At 46.6% G+C, this 16,510-nt stretch carries 14 protein-coding genes and 1 tRNA gene; 4 read left to right on the plus strand and 11 right to left on the minus strand.

Features of this window, described 5'->3' with window-relative positions; translation table 11 throughout:
- The first annotated feature begins 196 nt into the window (after positions 1-196).
- Together MAE_RS17805 and cobD are read left to right on the plus strand one after the other, a co-directional pair.
- Positions 197-481: an HU family DNA-binding protein gene (locus MAE_RS17805; RefSeq protein ID WP_002759570.1), complete on the plus strand. Its 285-nt coding sequence runs from the start codon at positions 197-199 to the stop codon at positions 479-481.
- A 55-nt stretch (positions 482-536) separates the two neighbouring features.
- Complete coding sequence (cobD, locus tag MAE_RS17810; RefSeq protein WP_002795762.1) at positions 537-1,616, plus strand: threonine-phosphate decarboxylase CobD; 1,080 nt, start codon at positions 537-539, stop codon at positions 1,614-1,616.
- 31 nt (positions 1,617-1,647) lie between these two features.
- Here cobD and psbC read toward each other — a convergent pair whose 3' ends face one another.
- The 9 genes from psbC to MAE_RS17860 all read right to left on the minus strand — a co-directional run bounded on the left by psbC (position 1,648) and on the right by MAE_RS17860 (position 11,899).
- Entirely contained in the window at positions 1,648-3,030 is a 1,383-nt protein-coding gene (gene psbC, locus MAE_RS17815) for a photosystem II reaction center protein CP43 (RefSeq protein ID WP_002739004.1), read from the minus strand.
- Positions 3,014-4,069, minus strand: a complete 1,056-nt coding sequence (gene psbD, locus MAE_RS17820; RefSeq protein WP_002737445.1) for a photosystem II D2 protein (photosystem q(a) protein) — start codon at positions 4,067-4,069, stop codon at positions 3,014-3,016. The genes psbC and psbD overlap by 17 nt, the downstream gene beginning before the upstream one ends.
- Positions 4,070-4,394: 325 nt before the next feature.
- Positions 4,395-5,156: a lipoate--protein ligase family protein gene (locus MAE_RS17825; protein WP_012266812.1), complete on the minus strand. Its 762-nt coding sequence runs from the start codon at positions 5,154-5,156 to the stop codon at positions 4,395-4,397.
- The gene (locus MAE_RS17830; protein ID WP_012266813.1) at positions 5,119-5,595 is read right to left on the minus strand and encodes a YbjN domain-containing protein; all 477 of its coding nucleotides are present in this window, start codon (positions 5,593-5,595) and stop codon (positions 5,119-5,121) included. Before MAE_RS17830 ends, MAE_RS17825 begins: the two co-directional genes overlap by 38 nt.
- 595 nt (positions 5,596-6,190) lie before the next feature.
- Positions 6,191-7,144 (minus strand): J domain-containing protein, encoded by a 954-nt coding sequence (locus MAE_RS17840; RefSeq protein ID WP_012266816.1) that lies wholly within the window; start codon positions 7,142-7,144, stop codon positions 6,191-6,193.
- A gap of 201 nt (positions 7,145-7,345) precedes the next feature.
- Positions 7,346-8,167 carry an inositol monophosphatase family protein gene (locus MAE_RS17845; RefSeq protein ID WP_041804193.1) on the minus strand — a complete coding sequence of 274 codons (822 nt, stop codon included), beginning with the start codon at positions 8,165-8,167 and terminating at the stop codon, positions 7,346-7,348.
- A gap of 14 nt (positions 8,168-8,181) precedes the next feature.
- Complete coding sequence (locus MAE_RS17850; protein ID WP_002760814.1) at positions 8,182-8,550, minus strand: 2Fe-2S iron-sulfur cluster-binding protein; 369 nt, start codon at positions 8,548-8,550, stop codon at positions 8,182-8,184.
- A 164-nt stretch (positions 8,551-8,714) separates the two neighbouring features.
- A complete protein-coding gene (locus MAE_RS17855; protein ID WP_012266818.1) occupies positions 8,715-10,961 on the minus strand; it encodes a hypothetical protein in 2,247 nt (748 codons plus the stop codon).
- Positions 10,958-11,899 carry a homogentisate phytyltransferase gene (locus tag MAE_RS17860; protein WP_012266819.1) on the minus strand — a complete coding sequence of 314 codons (942 nt, stop codon included), beginning with the start codon at positions 11,897-11,899 and terminating at the stop codon, positions 10,958-10,960. The genes MAE_RS17855 and MAE_RS17860 overlap by 4 nt, the downstream gene beginning before the upstream one ends.
- Positions 11,900-11,960: 61 nt before the next feature.
- Between MAE_RS17860 and MAE_RS17865 the strand changes: the two genes are divergently transcribed.
- A tRNA-Ser gene (locus MAE_RS17865) sits at positions 11,961-12,047 on the plus strand.
- A gap of 178 nt (positions 12,048-12,225) precedes the next feature.
- On the opposite strand, the gene MAE_RS17870 is transcribed toward MAE_RS17865, so the two are convergent.
- On the minus strand, positions 12,226-12,888 hold the full coding sequence (locus MAE_RS17870; protein ID WP_002795753.1) for a class I SAM-dependent methyltransferase: 663 nt from the start codon (positions 12,886-12,888) through the stop codon (positions 12,226-12,228).
- Positions 12,889-12,994: 106 nt separating this feature from the next.
- Between MAE_RS17870 and MAE_RS17875 the strand changes: the two genes are divergently transcribed.
- Complete coding sequence (locus MAE_RS17875) at positions 12,995-16,006, plus strand: hybrid sensor histidine kinase/response regulator (protein WP_041804194.1); 3,012 nt, start codon at positions 12,995-12,997, stop codon at positions 16,004-16,006.
- 12 nt (positions 16,007-16,018) lie between these two features.
- Here the strand turns inward: MAE_RS17875 and MAE_RS17880 are convergent, their stop codons facing one another.
- A complete protein-coding gene (locus tag MAE_RS17880) occupies positions 16,019-16,417 on the minus strand; it encodes a hypothetical protein (RefSeq protein ID WP_012266821.1) in 399 nt (132 codons plus the stop codon).
- Positions 16,418-16,510: the final 93 nt, after the last annotated feature.

Raw genomic sequence — 16,510 nt, forward strand, 5'->3', positions numbered from 1 at the left:
CTAGATAAATTAAAGGTTTCAGCGATCCCGATCGAGACAATTCCCGCTTAGAATAATGCAGTGGAATATATAGCCAATGAGGATTTGAGGCATTATTTAGTGATCTCGATCCTGGCGAGTCCTCAAGAGGGGAACCATAATAAACTACTGACAACCACCCTAAACTCAGAAAAACCGCAAAAAAAGGAGTTAGCGCATGAATAAAGGTGAATTAATCGATCAAATCGCTCTCAAAGCCTCTGTCACCAAAAAACAAGCAGATGCTGTTCTCACTGCCGCCATCGAGACCATTATCGAAGCGGTTTCTGAGGGGGACAAAGTAACCCTAGTAGGATTCGGTTCCTTCGAGGCCCGGGAACGTCAGGCCAGGGAAGGACGCAACCCGAAAACCGGCGATAAGATGGAGATTCCGGCCACTCGCGTCCCGGCTTTCTCGGCCGGTAAACTGTTTAAAGACAGAGTGGCCCCGGATAAGGAATAATTACTGTTGAGTTTCGTTCTCGCGTAGCGAGCGCAAAGCGTTCGCTGTAAGTCTTTTGCCTAGACCTAAACATGGTGGTAATCTTGACTGGGCGGCCGCCATTGCCGGCTGTCCGGTTTCCTCTATTCTCGATTTTTCTGCCAGTATCAACCCCCTCGGTCCGCCAGAAAGCGCCCTAACCGCTATTAAAAACCATTTAACCAGTCTGACTCGTTATCCTGACCCCGGGTATTGGCAGTTGCGTTCTGCCCTCGCTCAATGGCATGATATCGGGCCGGATTGGATTCTCCCCGGCAATGGTGCGGCCGAGTTATTAACCTGGGCCGGTCGGGAATTAGCAGCATTTGATAGTGTTTATGTACTAAAACCCGCTTTTAACGATTACGAACGGGCTTTAAAAAGTTTTGGTGGAAACATCTGCCAACATTCCCTAGATTTAACCACTTTAAAGCCGGTTAATCCCGAAAAACAAGGCTTATTACTCAATAATCCCCACAATCCCACGGGGAAACTCTGGACGGTGGCGGCCATTCGTCCCTATCTATCGCAATTTGGTTTGGTGGTAGTGGATGAAGCTTTTATGGATTTTTTACCCCCGCAACAACAGGAGAGTTTAATATCTCTCTTGCCGGAATATCCCAATCTCGTGATTGTGCGTTCCCTAACTAAATTTTACAGTCTCCCCGGTTTACGTCTAGGATACGTCCTCGCTCATCCCGATCGCCTGTTACAATGGCAAAGATGGCGCGATCCTTGGTCGGTGAATAATTTGGCCGTGGTTGCCGCTATTGCGGGAATTGAAGATAGGGATTTTCAACAACAAACTTGGGATTGGTTAACGGCGGCCCGCGAGGATTTATGGCAGGGATTAGCTAATTTTCCGCAATTACAGCCCCAAACCAGTGCCGCTAACTTCCTCTTAGTACAATCTCAATCTTCCTGTTTACCCCTACAGGAAGCTTTATTAAAATATCATCGAATTTTCATCCGCGATTGTCTCAGTTTCCCCGAATTGGGTAGCAATTATTTTCGGGTCGCTGTCCGTTTACCGGCAGAAAATCAACGATTATTATCGGCTTTAGAGAGTATTTTAGCCGCGTCTGATATTAACAACAAAAAGGCTCCCGCCAACTAGACGGGAGCCGCTGCCATCGAACTAAGGGAAATTAGTCGAGGTCAGGCATTGCCAATGCGGGTTCAGTCTCGCGGTCAATTCCTTTCTCGAAACCGGCGGCGGCGGCGCGAGCGCGTCCAGCGTGCCAGAGGTGTCCAATCAGGAAGAAGAAGGCGAGGGTGAAGTGAGAGGTAGCCAACCAAGCGCGAGGAGACACATAGTTAAACGAGTTAACGTCAGTGATAACCCCACCCACAGAGTTCAAGGAACCTAAAGGAGCGTGGGTCATGTATTCAGCCGCGCGGCGGACTTGCCAGGGTTGTACGTCATTTCTGATTTTGTCGAGGTCTAAACCGTTAGGACCGCGGAGGGGTTCTAACCAGGGACCGCGGAAATCCCAGAAACGCATGGTTTCACCACCGAAGATGATTTCACCAGTGGGAGAGCGCATCAGGTATTTACCTAGACCGGTGGGGCCTTGGGCAGAAGCGACGTTAGCGCCTAAGCGTTGGTCACGCACCAAGAAGGTGAAAGCTTGAGCTTGGGAAGCTTCCATACCGGTCGGACCGTAGAATTCACTGGGATAGGCGGTGTTGTTAAACCAAACGTAAACGGCGGCGATAAAGCCCATCATGGAAAGAGCGCCCAAGCTGTAGGACAGATAGGCTTCTCCAGACCAGATGAAAGCGCGGCGCGCCCAGGCAAAAGGTTTGGTGAGAATGTGCCAGATACCGCCAGCGATACAGATTAAGCCAATCCAGATGTGACCGCCGATGATATCTTCCATGTTGTTGACGCTGATAATCCAGCCTTCGCCACCGAAAGGAGCTTTGGTCAGATAACCAAAGATAACTGCGGGGTTGAGGGTAGGATTGGTGATGATGCGGACATCACCGCCACCAGGGGCCCAGGTATCATAGACACCGCCAAAGAACATGGCTTTAAATACCAACAACAGCGCACCACAACCCAAGAGAATCAGGTGATAACCGATGATGTTGGTCATTTGGTTTTTGTCTTTCCAGTCGTAACCGAAGAAATTAGAGTATTCCTCTAGGGTTTCCGGTCCGCGGATAGCGTGGTAGATACCACCAAAACCGAGTACAGCCGAAGAAATTAAGTGCAGAACACCAGCGACGAAGTAGGGGAAGGTATCGACTACTTCACCACCCGGACCGACCCCAAAACCGAGGGTAGCTAAGTGGGGAAGCAGGATTAAACCCTGTTCGTACATCGGTTTTTCGGGGATAAAGTGGGCGGTTTCAAACAGGGTCATTGCCCCGGCCCAGAAAACGATTAAACCAGCGTGAGCGACGTGAGCGCCGAGCAGTTTACCGGAGAGGTTGATAAGACGAGCGTTACCAGACCACCAAGCGAAGCCGGTGGAACTTTGGTCACGACCGGTAGCGGTAGGGATATTAGAGAGCGTTACCACGCGGGAGAACCTCCTCAGGGAAGATAAAGTTTTCGTGGGGTTGGTCTTGGGGAGCCATCCAAGCTCTCAGACCTTCGTTAAGCAGAATATTTTTAGTGTAGAAGGTTTCAAATTCCGGGTCTTCCGCCGCTCTCAATTCCTGAGAAACGAAGTCATAGGCCCGGAGGTTAAGCGCTAATCCAACCACACCCACAGCACTCATCCATAAACCAGTCACGGGGACAAAGAGCATGAAGAAGTGTAACCAACGTTTGTTGGAGAAAGCGATGCCGAAGATTTGCGACCAGAAACGGTTCGCAGTGACCATGGAGTAGGTTTCTTCCGCTTGGGTGGGTTCAAAAGCTCGGAAAGTGTTGGAACCTTCACCGTCTTCAAACAGGGTATTTTCTACGGTCGCTCCGTGAATAGCACAGAGAAGCGCACCACCGAGGATACCGGCTACACCCATCATGTGGAAGGGGTTGAGGGTCCAGTTGTGGAAGCCTTGGAAGAAGAGAATAAAACGGAAGATACCAGCCACGCCGAAGCTAGGGGCAAAGAACCAGCTAGACTGACCGAGGGGGTACATCAGGAAGACACTGACGAACACCGCAATCGGACCGGAGAAGGCGAGGGCGTTGTAGGGACGAATGCCGACTAAACGGGCGATTTCAAACTGACGTAGCATGAAGCCAATCAAGCCGAAAGCACCGTGGAGAGCGACAAAGGGCCATAAACCGCCGATTTGACACCAACGGGTGAAGTTACCTTGGGCTTCCGGTCCCCAGAGAAAGAGGATGGAGTGGCCGAAGGCATCGGCGGGGGTGGAGACGGCTACAGTCAGGAAGTTGCCGCCTTCCAGGTAGGAACTGGCTAACCCGTGGGTGTACCAGGAGGTGACGAAGGTGGTGCCGGTTAACCATCCACCTAGGGCCATGAAGGCGCAGGGGAAGAGTAGTAAACCAGACCAACCGATGAAGACGAAACGGTCTCTTTTGAGCCAGTCATCGAGAGCATCAAACAGCCCTCTTTCTGGGGCGCGTCCGACAGCAATGGTCATGGGTATTTTTCCTCTTGCTTAACTGAAATCACGGGCAAGATTTCTTAACTTTTTTGAGTCTGGGATTACTCCCATTGTCTTATAAGATGGGGCGCTCGATTGACTGGATTAGCTTGACTAACCTAGCTGCGATCGCTCGTTAATCCTCACAAACTGTAAAAGATTAACGTTTCTTAAACTAGCACAAGCTAGACAATAATTTCGAGTTCGGTAAGACTTTGGTTCCTTGCGGCCTCTATCTACCTTTACTCATTATTAGCAAAAAATTACAAATCTATACAACTTGACTCATAATTGATTTTTTATGCACACAAAAACTTTTTTGTCAATGAGTATTTATATTCATTTTTTTAATTGATTGCCACTCGCAATCCCTGAGGGGTTGTTCTAGCAATTGACAATCAAAGCAATCCTCGGCGGCGGTTTTCAGGGTGGCGATAAGGGTTTCTAGGGTCAAATCTGGAGCTAAATTCAGCTTTTTAGGGGCAGCACTGCCGAAAACTTGCTCAAACAGCGAATTATCTTGCTCTAGCACCATGGAACCATGTTGGAGAACCGAGGAACCCCGTTGCAGTTGGGCGCTACCAATAAATTTATTCCCCCAATTATCGACTAGATCCGCACCGGTAGCCGTACCGAAACAGTTAGCAGAATGGATATATCCCCGGCCTGCAGCACCGTAGGACAATTCCAGACCGAGATTTTGCCAGCCTGTGATTAAAAATTGACAGATTTGACGGTAAACTTCCCTAACATTACCCTTCATCCCCGAATTTATCACCATATAAGTCAAATCCCCCTGATGTAGTACTGCCCGTCCACCGGTAGGACGACGAACTAGGGAGATTTTTTGCCCTTGCCAAGTCAAATTACGCCAAAAATCGGGATATTGCCGTTGATGATAGCCCAGGGAAATAGCCGGGGGCGACCATTGATAAAAACGCAGAGTCGGGGGATGATGACCACAACGGTGTTGCTCTAGTAACCAAGAATCGATCGCCATTTGTAGCTCTGCCGATGAGATAATTGGAGGGATATAACGCCAAATTTTAGCTGCCACCAAAGGATTCTCGTAACATTTCATCATTATTATCTGCCACCGTCGCCACGAGAGTAATTGCTCGCGAAATCTCCCCCGCAGACAAATCGGCCACAGTGCGCTGAGAAATCACCACCACCTGATCATTCATAATGGCAAAATGAGATTCAAAGGTTTCGGCACAATTCATCGCTAATAACTTGCGGGTTAATCCCAATTCATCCTTAACGGGTAATTTGAGGACAGAAGACCACACCGTTAGAAAATCATCATCGCTTTCCCCAGTTAACTGTACAAATACCTCAACGCTACCATACTGAAACTTCCAAAGATAACCTTTTTCTGTATGTTGTACCATAGCAGTATCATTCTGCTGCAGAGTAGAAATAACCATTTCAATCATTTCTTGGTGACTGCTCGTACTAGCCAGAAATTCATCGGTCATTGACTCTATTGCTTCTGAAGTCGCTAAACTTTCTGTGGTCATAAAAATTCCCTAAACTCGATCGATCACAATCTTATCCCAAGAGAAAAGAAAAAAGTAAACAGCAAACAGTAAACAGCGAAAAGACAGGGGCTTGACCATTCTCTATATAGGGTCTGCTGAATAAATCTAAAAACCTCGTTGGATAATATAGCGTTTCCCAATCTCATGAGGTACACCAAAATCTTAACTCCTGAATCCCGAATCCTGACTCCTCAAAACCTAAGACTCTGTACCTCACAACTATGGGAATTGCTATATCTTTAGGCTTTTTTGAAATCAAAAAGTGCCAGCCCTTGGAGTGATCAGGGGGGAAATTTAGGCACTTTTTCCCCGAAAATTAGGTAATTGACCCCCTGAAAATGGGTAAAACCCTACACCCCACCTGCCCCCCCCGATGTCGGGGGGGTTGGGGGGGCCACACCCTGCCACCACCGAAAAACTTTTTGCCGCAAACCCTAACTATTACTGATCAGGGTAGATCTGTTTTGTCTGTCTATTTTGAGCTTGAGTCTCGGGCTGATCGTTTCTTTTCTCCTCTAACCCGCGTGTTACCCAACGCGGGTTAAAATGAGAATTTGGTATCATACTTATACCGTTATGGTTTGATCTGGTTATTCTTTTTACCACCAAATAGAGACCAAAAACCGCCCTTGCGATCCCCTTCCTTTTTTTGTCCCTTCTGGTCTTCCATTTCAACATTAGGATTAACTACTTTATCTAGTTCCCGTTTGCACCTAATCACCGTCGCATCTTTGGGGCTGACTTGCCAGGCGCGATTGATATGAACCCGGGCCATGGAGAGTTGATTTTGTTGCAGGTAGGCTAAACCGAGCAGGGCGTGACAGATGCCATTATCTGGTTCTTGCCGCAGGGCATCGCGCAATTCTCGCAAAGCTTGGGCGGGATTATTTTGGTCAAGAGAGGCTTGGGCGCGGCGAATATAGGCTTCTAGGGGCGATTCTTTGGCTTTAGCCTCGGCTGCCGTGATGAAAGTAGCCCCGACTAACTCGGACTGCTTAGGATTGCCTTGGGAGATAAAGACTTTCCGGGTGGTTTTCTTGTTGCCCTGACCTTCGGTTAACATCAGATAAACCAGATTGAGTTCACTGAGTTGGGCGATTTTCTGATAGGTATTTTCTAGGGCGGTATATTGATCGATCGCCAAGGATTGCAGGATTTTTTGATAGGCTAATTCATAGTTAGCGCTAGATTGGGCTAGTTTTCTAGCCGGTTCGCTACTGATGGTGATTTTACCCGCATCTCTCGCCATTGCCTTGCCCATTTGTGCTAAAATGAGCCGGAATTCTTCCCGATATAGGTCACGGCCCAGATGTTCGTAGGCTGGGTTAACTAATTTTGCCAGTAACTGATTAGCCTGTTCCCTTTCGGCGGGGGTGTAAAGGCGACAGGTATCGGGGTGAAGTTTATAGGCAATTTTTAAGTAACGCTCGCGAATCTCCTCATGTTCGGCATCGATCGAGACTCCTAAAACAGCGAAGTGATCGATTAAATCAAATTGAAATAATCCCTGGGAAATCGGAAAAGGCATACAGATGATCCTACTCTAATCACAATGATAATCGCCATAAATATTAGCTCTCCTGCAAAAATCAAAAATCTTTCCTTAGGTGAGTAGAATCCGAGACAGGAGACTCCAAGACAGGCGGAGAAAAAAGACAGCGGTTTTAGAGATTTTTTTGACCCGATAGCGGTTAGAGAACTTACTTTTGCAGAAGGTCTATGAAAAGAATTAAAACTGAAAACTCCAAGAGGCGGCTTTTTGCAGAGCTTGGCTTAAGGGGGTGTGAATCTGTCCGTTAGTGGCCAGGATTCGCCCCGTTTCTATCAGAAAAGGACTCTCATCGTAGGCGCTAATTTTACCGCCAGCTTCTTCGATCAGAATAATTCCCGCGGCCAGATCCCAAGGATTAATCCCTCGTTCCCAATAACCATCTAAGCGCCCACAGGCCACATCGGTTAAGTCTTTGGCAGCGGAACCGCTGCGGCGTACTCCTTGGGTCAGATGGGTCAGATAACAGAATTCGGCATAATTATTATCGGGGGTTTGACAGCGATCGTAGGCAAAACCCGTCACCAGTAAACTTTTTTCTAGTTCACTCGTCCGGGAGACATGGATGGGACGACGGTTCAGGGTGGCCCCCAAACCCCTGGCTGCCCGAAATAGTTCCTTTCTAAAGGGGTTATAGATGACTCCCACTGCTGCTATCCCTGCGATCAGTAGTCCGATAGAGACGACGGATACGGGATAACCGTGGGCATAGTTGGTGGTTCCATCGAGAGGATCGATCGCCCAGAGATACTCGCTATCCGTCCCTGGCAGTTTTCCCGATTCTTCCGCTAAAATCCCATGTTCGGGAAAGTGACGGCCAATAATTTTGAGAATTTCTGTTTCTGCTCGACGATCTATTTCCGTCACTAAATCGCCCGATCGCCCTTTTTCTTCTATTGTCTCGATTTTACCCCAATTATCGAGGATAATTGTTCCCGCCGCTAGGGCGGCTTCGCTGGCAATGTCTAGGTATTTTTCCAATTGGCTGCTGGTATCTGGCACGATTAATCCTTAATCTATTCTTCATCTAAGGGTAAACCAAAACGCACTTTCCCACGGGCAAAAAAGCGACCGAATTGTAATTCATACACTTCATCCTCGTCTTGGGTGGCTACTTCCATATCGCTACGGGCATAACTGACACAAAGTAAAGCATAACCTCTGGCTTTTAATTCCGGCGATAGTCCAATCGCTTCTGGTTGATGGATATCTCCCGATAATACCCTGACCGCACAGCTGGTACAAGCTCCATTGCGACAGGAAAAGGGTAATTGATGACTCTGTTTTTCCAGACTGTGCAGTATATAGTTATCCCCTGGAACGGTGGTGACAAATTTTTCGCCGGTCTGACGATTGTGAACGGTGATTTGATGATATTTAGTCATAGTTTAGTTAGGCGGAAATTATAGATGCAATTTAGATAGTTCTAAATTTACGGGCTATTTTGGTCAGCCACCTTGATTATATCATCAATAATTGCTCAAATAGTCTTCATCTTTACAAATGCCCCTGGACAACTGTTAACTTTTCTTTGGTCACTTGCTAATTTTTATGGCTCTTGAAAATTCATCTCTTTTAATCTAACTGCACCGTCGATAATTGAGATTTCCTGGGAGCCAATTTGCACGATCGCATCTAATCCCTTACCGATAATTTTAACTGCTGGGGGACGACTTTTTTGTACGGTCATCACCAGAAAAAATTCCTCGCTACCTGTGGCTAAAATGCGCTCACCTGTATTAGTTTTCTCGACTTTTAAAGTCACGGGAGTTATAAAAGTTCCCTGCATATTTGCCCGATTTTGAGTGATAGTAAAACTATTTCTTCCGAGAGTAACATTTCCCTGGGTATTCATCACCCAAGTTTTATTAATAAATTCTGGTTGATCGACTTTACCTAATAATTTATCCATCAAGACGAATAATCCGGGGGAACCAGAGGATAGACTGTAATCGACGGCGAAAGAGCGAACTAGAGCAACTTCTACGGGTTTATTAGCTCCTTTAACCCTAATTTTATCAGTTTTTAACGTAATTACTCCCGAACCATCGGGACTAGATTGAAAAGTCATCGGTTTTGCCTGTCGCCAAGGTGGGGTTTTCGGGAAAGTAACGGTATTTTCTGAGTTCCAGTCGCCTTTTGATCTCTCAAAACTCGCCCAATGTCCTCCTAGTCCCCAAATTCTCACACTAGCGACATCGGGAAAAGACCATCCCCCCACAAAAGGTTGCTGTTTGAGATAGATACTAGCGACAAAATCCTCTTCATTTTGCCACCGATTACGAAAAGCATAAAATCCCTTTTGTTGATCAACTAAAACCCTGGAAAGTTGGCGTTCGGGATTTTCGGGAATAAGATTAGATGGATAAGCAGCGAGAAGAAAAGGGGCAATATGAGGATAATGGGGGTGAAAAAGTTGTTTTTCTTGACCTTGTAATCGCCATTTTAGCGCTGGCAGCCATGATTTATCGGTAATTCCCAATGCGATAGTTAATAAAGACACTCCTACAAACACCTGATGTCTGCCATAAGCAGGAATCAATAATTGACCATTTTTAGGGACAATTCTGGTTAAATAATGGGGGATCAATTGGGCTGCCGAGGAACCAGTTACTAAGTCTAATCCGAGACTATTTCGATACCCTTGCAGAAAAGGAAAAACAGCGAGAACCATGGGTTCGGTGGTGTATAAATCTCCTTCCGAGCCAAATCCTCGATCGCCGATAGCTGTGGTAAAATAGCGTTCGATGTGACGTTTGGCCATTTCCACCTGTGCAGAGGGATAATAAAGAGGATCGGGCGGTAAATCTTCCTTGAGAATCGCTAAACTAGCTAATCCTGCCGCACCTCTGGCCCGCGCATTCCAGTTACTAACTGCGTCTCCATTCCAGCCATCTTTGGGTAAACCACTGAGAAGTTTTTTACTTTCACTGGATAACCAGCCAGTAATTTCCCGTTGGCGCTTTTCTCCCCAAAGATCATAACAAAGATCGTAGGCGAGAGCGACTCCGGCAACAATTGGCGATTGTTCTAAGATTCTCCTGCCCCGATTTTTACGGGTTTTTTCGATAATTTCCCAGGCGGTTTCTGCTGATTTTCTATCTTGATTTAAAATTGCCAAAAAACAATGACCTGTGGCATGATAACCACCATTAGGCACATAACCATCGTAATAAATTTTTTCCTGTAAACTGTTGTTTAATTGGGCGATAATAGTTTGACCGATGGGAGTTTTCGCTTTTTCTCTGAGATTAGTTAATTCTGACTTGCGAAAGATTAAACGGGGATGTTCTCGCGCTTGTAGGGGTTGGTGATTAGGGACGGGATTAGGCCATAAAGGGGAAATTGTGCCATTAACTTGGCTATGTCGTCTTCTTCCCCCTAAAGTGCCTTGATAACTGCCGATAAGTTGGTCTTGGTAGGGGACAATTTCGATATTATAAATAGCTTCCCTGACTTCCGCTTGCCAAGGGTGACTTTGAATCCTCATTTTCACCTGTAATCGCCAAGCATTGTCTAATTTAATCGTTTTTACCGTACCTTGGTGATCCACTTCTTGATTGAATTTCGGTGCGTATCCCCACACCGATGGCTGACAAACAGCGCGATCGCATCTTAAATCTAGGGTAAGATCTTGATAAACGGGTTTATCTTGCCACAGTTTCCAAACGCCATGTTTCAGGGTTAAACGAAGGTTGCCAGTTAATAATTGCGGATTGATCGTTTCTTGGCTAGGTGCGCTTGTACCACCTAGCAAAAGTAAGGGAATGGCCGCTAAAAAAGGAGATATTTTCATAGTAAACAAGCTAGGGGAAATATCAGGTATTCTAGAAAGAATAATTTCCAAATAAATTGGTAAAATCGGCTGATTTCGCTTTTATCTTCTAAATTTACCCCGCGACTACGCCACCAAAGAAGAAGAAGTAGGAGCAGATGGGCGACAATGGCCAGGGGAGAATTAATTCCCGTTATCCCCAAGAGACCGACGGCAATCATCCCTGCATAACATAGAGAAATTGTCAATAGGGAAATTGTTAAGATTTTTTCTGGGCCGAGAAGGAGGGTAAAAGTGGTAATTTGGTAAATGCGATCGCCTTCTAGGTCGGGAACATCCTTAAAAATAGCGATCGCAACGGTGAAAACAAGAACAAAAGCTGTTAAAACCCAGACTGAGGGATAGATAGACTGATTTTGATTAATAACTGTGTTGTAGTGGCGAAAAAGACCTAAATTAACGATGACACCCCGGACGGTAAAAATACAGAAGGCTGCCCAGAGGGGAAAGCGTTTTAACCGCACTGGTGGCAAGGAATAGGCAGTACCGATGAGTAAACTAATCCCCACGGTGATTAACAGCCAAAAACCACCGATAAAAGCCAGTATGATTGCTAAAATACCGCTAAAACCCACGATTAACCCGCCTGTTAACCGAGAAAATTCGCCCTTGGCTAGGGGAAGCTGGGGTTTATTGATTTTATCGATGTCGATGTCTTCCAACTGATTTAAACCGACGATATAGACATTACCCGCAAGACAAGCAGTCCAAGTGAGCAATAAAACCGACCAATGGCTAAAAAAATCGCTAATATTGCCTAAAGCAATCAAATACAGACTTAAAACACTTAAAGAAGTGCCGATAATCGTATGGGGACGGGAAAATTTCCAGAGACTCCCTAACCGGTCGAGAAAGTTAGGCCGGGGATGGTTAACTGGAAGAAAAGGAGCTTGATTCATAAAAAAAATCAATCCTAGGGCAAGTAATCTGTTAAAATAATAATCCAGACTCAAACCCTGTGGAGAGGTGGCAGAGTGGTTGAATGCGGCAGACTCGAAATCTGCTTTAGGGTCATACCTAACGTGGGTTCAAATCCCACCCTCTCCGTTGAACTGATAATTTATAACTTAGTGCTAGGGTCACACCTAACGTGGGTTCAAATCCCACCCTCTCCGTTGAACTGATAACTTATAACTTAGTGCTGTCGTTAAGGAGCTTAAGGGATGTAGCGTTGTCCTGGGTGGTTTCCGCAAGAGCAAAAGCTTTTCCACTCTCCCCCACTTCTTCACTTTTTCATTGCCAGGGTCAAACCATCACCAATAGGAATAATACTGATATTGACCCGTTGATCCTGCTGAATTTTGGCATTAAGTGAACGGATAATTTTGGTGCGATTATCGGTGCTATCGGCCGCCGCTACTCGTCCCGACCAAAAAACATTATCGATGGCGATAATTCCGCCGCTTCTGACCAATTGTAACGCCCGTTCGTAGTAGGGATCATAATTACTTTTATCGGCATCGATAAAGACAAAATCAAAACTATTACTTTCTCCCCCGGCGATTAATTGATCTAAAGTCTCCAGGGCCGGGGCAATTCTTAAATCGATTTTATCGGCGACACCGGCCTGCTGCCAATAACGGCGGGCTATACTGGTATATTCTTCCCTTAGATCACAGGCGATCAGCTTGCCTTCTGGGGGTAAAGCTAAGGCTACCACTAGAGAACTATAACCGGTAAAAACCCCTATTTCTAGGGTTTTTTTCGCCCCGATCGCCTGTACCAAAAAAGCCATAAACTGACCTTGTTCGGGGGCAATCTGCATGACTGCCAGGGGTTGAGAGGCAGTTTCTTGACGTAATTGAGCTAAAATAGGAGGTTCTCGCAGACAGATAGATTGATAATAGGAATAAAATTGTTGATCGAGTCCAAGAGTTTGATTAGCCATAAAAAAATTGCTAAAGGATAGAGTTATCGAGTAAAATTCTGGGTAATCTGAAGCTAGAGAGAGCGTATTGGTTGACCAAAAAGGAAGACTTGGCAGGAAGCAAATCATGATGAAACCCGACTCGGATCATCTCTTTAACGAGGATCTCGAACAGCTGTTAGAGAGTTTAGAAGACAAAGACGCCGACGGTGACGAGGCTCTAGAGGAACTGTTTGGCGATAGTATCAATTGGGAAGAATCCGCCACTAATGATCTTTATTCTACCCCCGGACCGGCTCCCAAGTTAGAACCGGAAGATGGGGATGATCTCGAATCTCTGCTGCTAGAAAACGCGGTGGTCCTGGACTCAGAAGCAATTATAGCCATCGGCAACCCCAATTTTTACGACAGCCTCGAAGACTTAGAAGCTTTTCTGGAAAAACCCACGCCACCGGCGCAACCGCCACTACCAGACATCTTTGAATCCCTAGAGGCCTTCCTCTGGGAATCCCCAGCAGTGGACTGGGTGGCCGCGGTGGAACCTCTGAAAGGGTTAGAATCACTGGAAATTGCCCCAGAAAGCCTCCTAGAGGATGAATTCAAGGATTTAGAAAAACTCCTCGAAGAAACCAATCAGGTGATGGCAGCAAATCCGGCGGCCAGTGTCAGTCCGCCAGTCGGGTCAAAAAACCTGCGTCCCCTTGTCAGTAAAGCTTTTGAACAGACGATGCGGGTGCCGATCAAACAATTGGATAACCTCAGCAATCTGATCGGGGAACTGGTGGTTAAACGCAATCGCCTTGAAGAGGAACAGGATCGCCTGCGTCTCTTTTTAGATAATTTGCTAACCTGCGTCCAACATCTGGGTGATGTGGGCAGTCGGATGCAGGATCTCTATGAAAGAAGCCTCCTAGAAGGGGCTTTACTGGCTAGTCGCAATTCCGGTGGTGCCATCGGTTACGGTAGAGTTCAGGGAGAAAATCAGGGGGATTCGGCCATGGCCGGCGAACTAGATGCCCTAGAGATCGACCGTTTTACCGATTTCCATTTATTATCCCAAGAGATGATCGAATTGATCGTACGAGTGCGAGAATCGGCCTCTGATCTTCAATTTGTCGTCGATGAAACCGATCAGGTGACGCGCAGTCTGCGACAGGCCACCACCCAACTACAGGAAGGGATGACCAAATCGCGCATGGTTCCCTTTAGTCAAGCCGCCGATCGCCTACCCCGGGCAATTCGCGATATTTCCCTGAAACTCGATAAACAAGCCAAATTAAAAGTGGAAGGGGGTGATGTTCTCATCGATAAGATGCTCCTCGAACATCTCAATAGTCCCATGACCCATCTGGTCAACAATGCGATCACCCACGGCATTGAATCACCCCAAGAACGTATGGCCAAAGGGAAACCTGCCCTCGGAACCATCTCTGTCCGGGCATTCCTACAGGGGAATCAAACCGTGATCACCGTTGGTGATGATGGGGCTGGTATTGATGCTGATCAGGTGAAACGCAAGGCGATCGAAAAAGGCCTGATCGGCGATCAGGAAGCTGAACACCTCAGTCCCCAAGAAGTCTATAAACTCCTCTTTCACCCTGGTTTTAGTACCAAAGATCAGGCCGATGATTTTGCTGGTCGTGGGGTGGGTTTAGATGTGGTGCAGACCAGTTTAATCGATGTGCGCGGGACCGTTACTATTGACTCGGTACTGGGCAAAGGAAGCACTTTTACCATCCGTTTACCCCTAACCCTGAGTATCTGTAAGGCCCTCTGTTGTGTTAGTAATCATGCGCGCATCGGGTTCTCCATGGACGGAGTGGAAGATATGAAGGATTTCCGGTCCAGCGATATCCAAATGGATAGGGAGGGACGGCGCTGCGTTTTCTGGCAAAATACTTTACTACCCTTCCAACCCTTGAGCGAATTGCTTTCCTACAATCGGCAACTAAGTCGCGGTAGTTTTTATACTGGCAAACAGGAGCAAGACTCTTTTTCGATCGTGATCCTGCGCGGTGGTAATAATCTCCTCGCAGTACAGGTGGATCAAGTGATCGGTGAACTGGAAATCGTCATCAAACAGATCGAAGGACCGATTCCGAAAACGGCTGGGATTGCTGGGGCGACGGTTTTGGGCGATGGTACGGTGATGCCGATCGGGGATGTGTTAGAGTTAATCGACATCGCCAGGGGTCGTCTGCGTACCGATAACGGTGGTCTTTGGCGCCAACCTGCCCCCCCCGTAGGGGTGGAAACTAGGCAAAAATCGGGGGCTATGGTTCTGATTGTCGATGATTCGATTACTGTCCGGGGATTGCTCTCTTTAAGCTTTAGTAAAGCCGGTTATCGTGTGGAACAGGCCCGGGATGGTCAAGAAGCTTGGGAAAAATTACGCGGCGGTTTGCCCTGTGATATCGTTTTCTGCGATATCGAGATGCCCCGCATGAATGGCCTAGAATTACTGTATAATTTGCAAAAAGACCCCCGATTAGCGTCGATTCCCGTGGCTTTATTGACTTCCCGAGGAGCGGAACGTCATCGTCAGGTGGCGGCGACATTAGGGGCCAGTGGTTATTTTACCAAGCCCTACACGGAAAGAGATTTACTCTCGGCGGCTGAAAGAATGATTGCGGGGGAAGTGTTACTAGCTAATAGTATTAAAGCGACTCGTAATCAGCCTTTATCCCCCGATGCAACGATTATTGACAGTAATCCCGCTAATTTCTTTGCACAATCGACTCCTCGGGTCTTGATTGTCGATGATTCGGTAACGGCGCGGGAAATGTTAGCGATTTCTTTGGTGAAAGCTGGTTATCGCATTGAAGAGGCCCGAGACGGTTTAGAAGCATGGGAAAAATTACGGGCTGGATTAGCTTGTGATCTGATTCTCTGCGATCTCGAAATGCCTCGCCTGAATGGGTTAGAATTGCTCTCTCGTCTGCAAGAGGATGAACAACTTCAGGGGATACCAGTAGCGATGATTACCTCGCGAGGGTCGCAAAAAATGCAGCATCTCGCCGCTGCTAAAGGGGCAAAAGGTTATTTTGTCAAGCCCTATATTGAGGATGTTTTACTGTCGGCAGCCCAACGTTTAATCGCTGGTGAGGTGTTAATCCAAAAAGACAGTCCCGCGGATTAAGTTCAGTTGGAGTTAAGTTTTATCGAGGAGAATTTCCACTAAGGTTTTTACCGTTTTCTCTAACTGTTCGACGCGCTGCTCTAAACTAAGAGAAAGACCGGGAGGTTTTAAACCATGAATCGCTTGCAAAAATGCCTCCCATCCCTTTGAGCATTTAATATTGTAGGCTTCTTTATAGGCTTTATAGGCATTATTATAGTTACCGTAAAGGGAGATAATATCATCTTTAGTTAAATTTCCTTCAGGCAAAGACTTATGGGCAATATTCAAATTTTGCTCGCTTAAACTATTTAAAACTTCTTGCAAGCGGACAGTCAAAGTGGCCGTAATTCCGTAAACTTGGGCGGCATTTTTTAGCTCCTGCTGGTGCAAATCTTCTAGGTTAGCAATTAATTTACTGATTCTAGACATGATTGATTTTACTCCTTAACTGATTTATTTATCTAGCAAAGATTTGTTGATATTTGACTGACCACTCCCCATTTGTGGCCGGTCAGGATCGGA

The organism is Microcystis aeruginosa NIES-843, assembly GCF_000010625.1.
Taxonomy (GTDB): Bacteria; Cyanobacteriota; Cyanobacteriia; order Cyanobacteriales; family Microcystaceae; genus Microcystis; species Microcystis aeruginosa.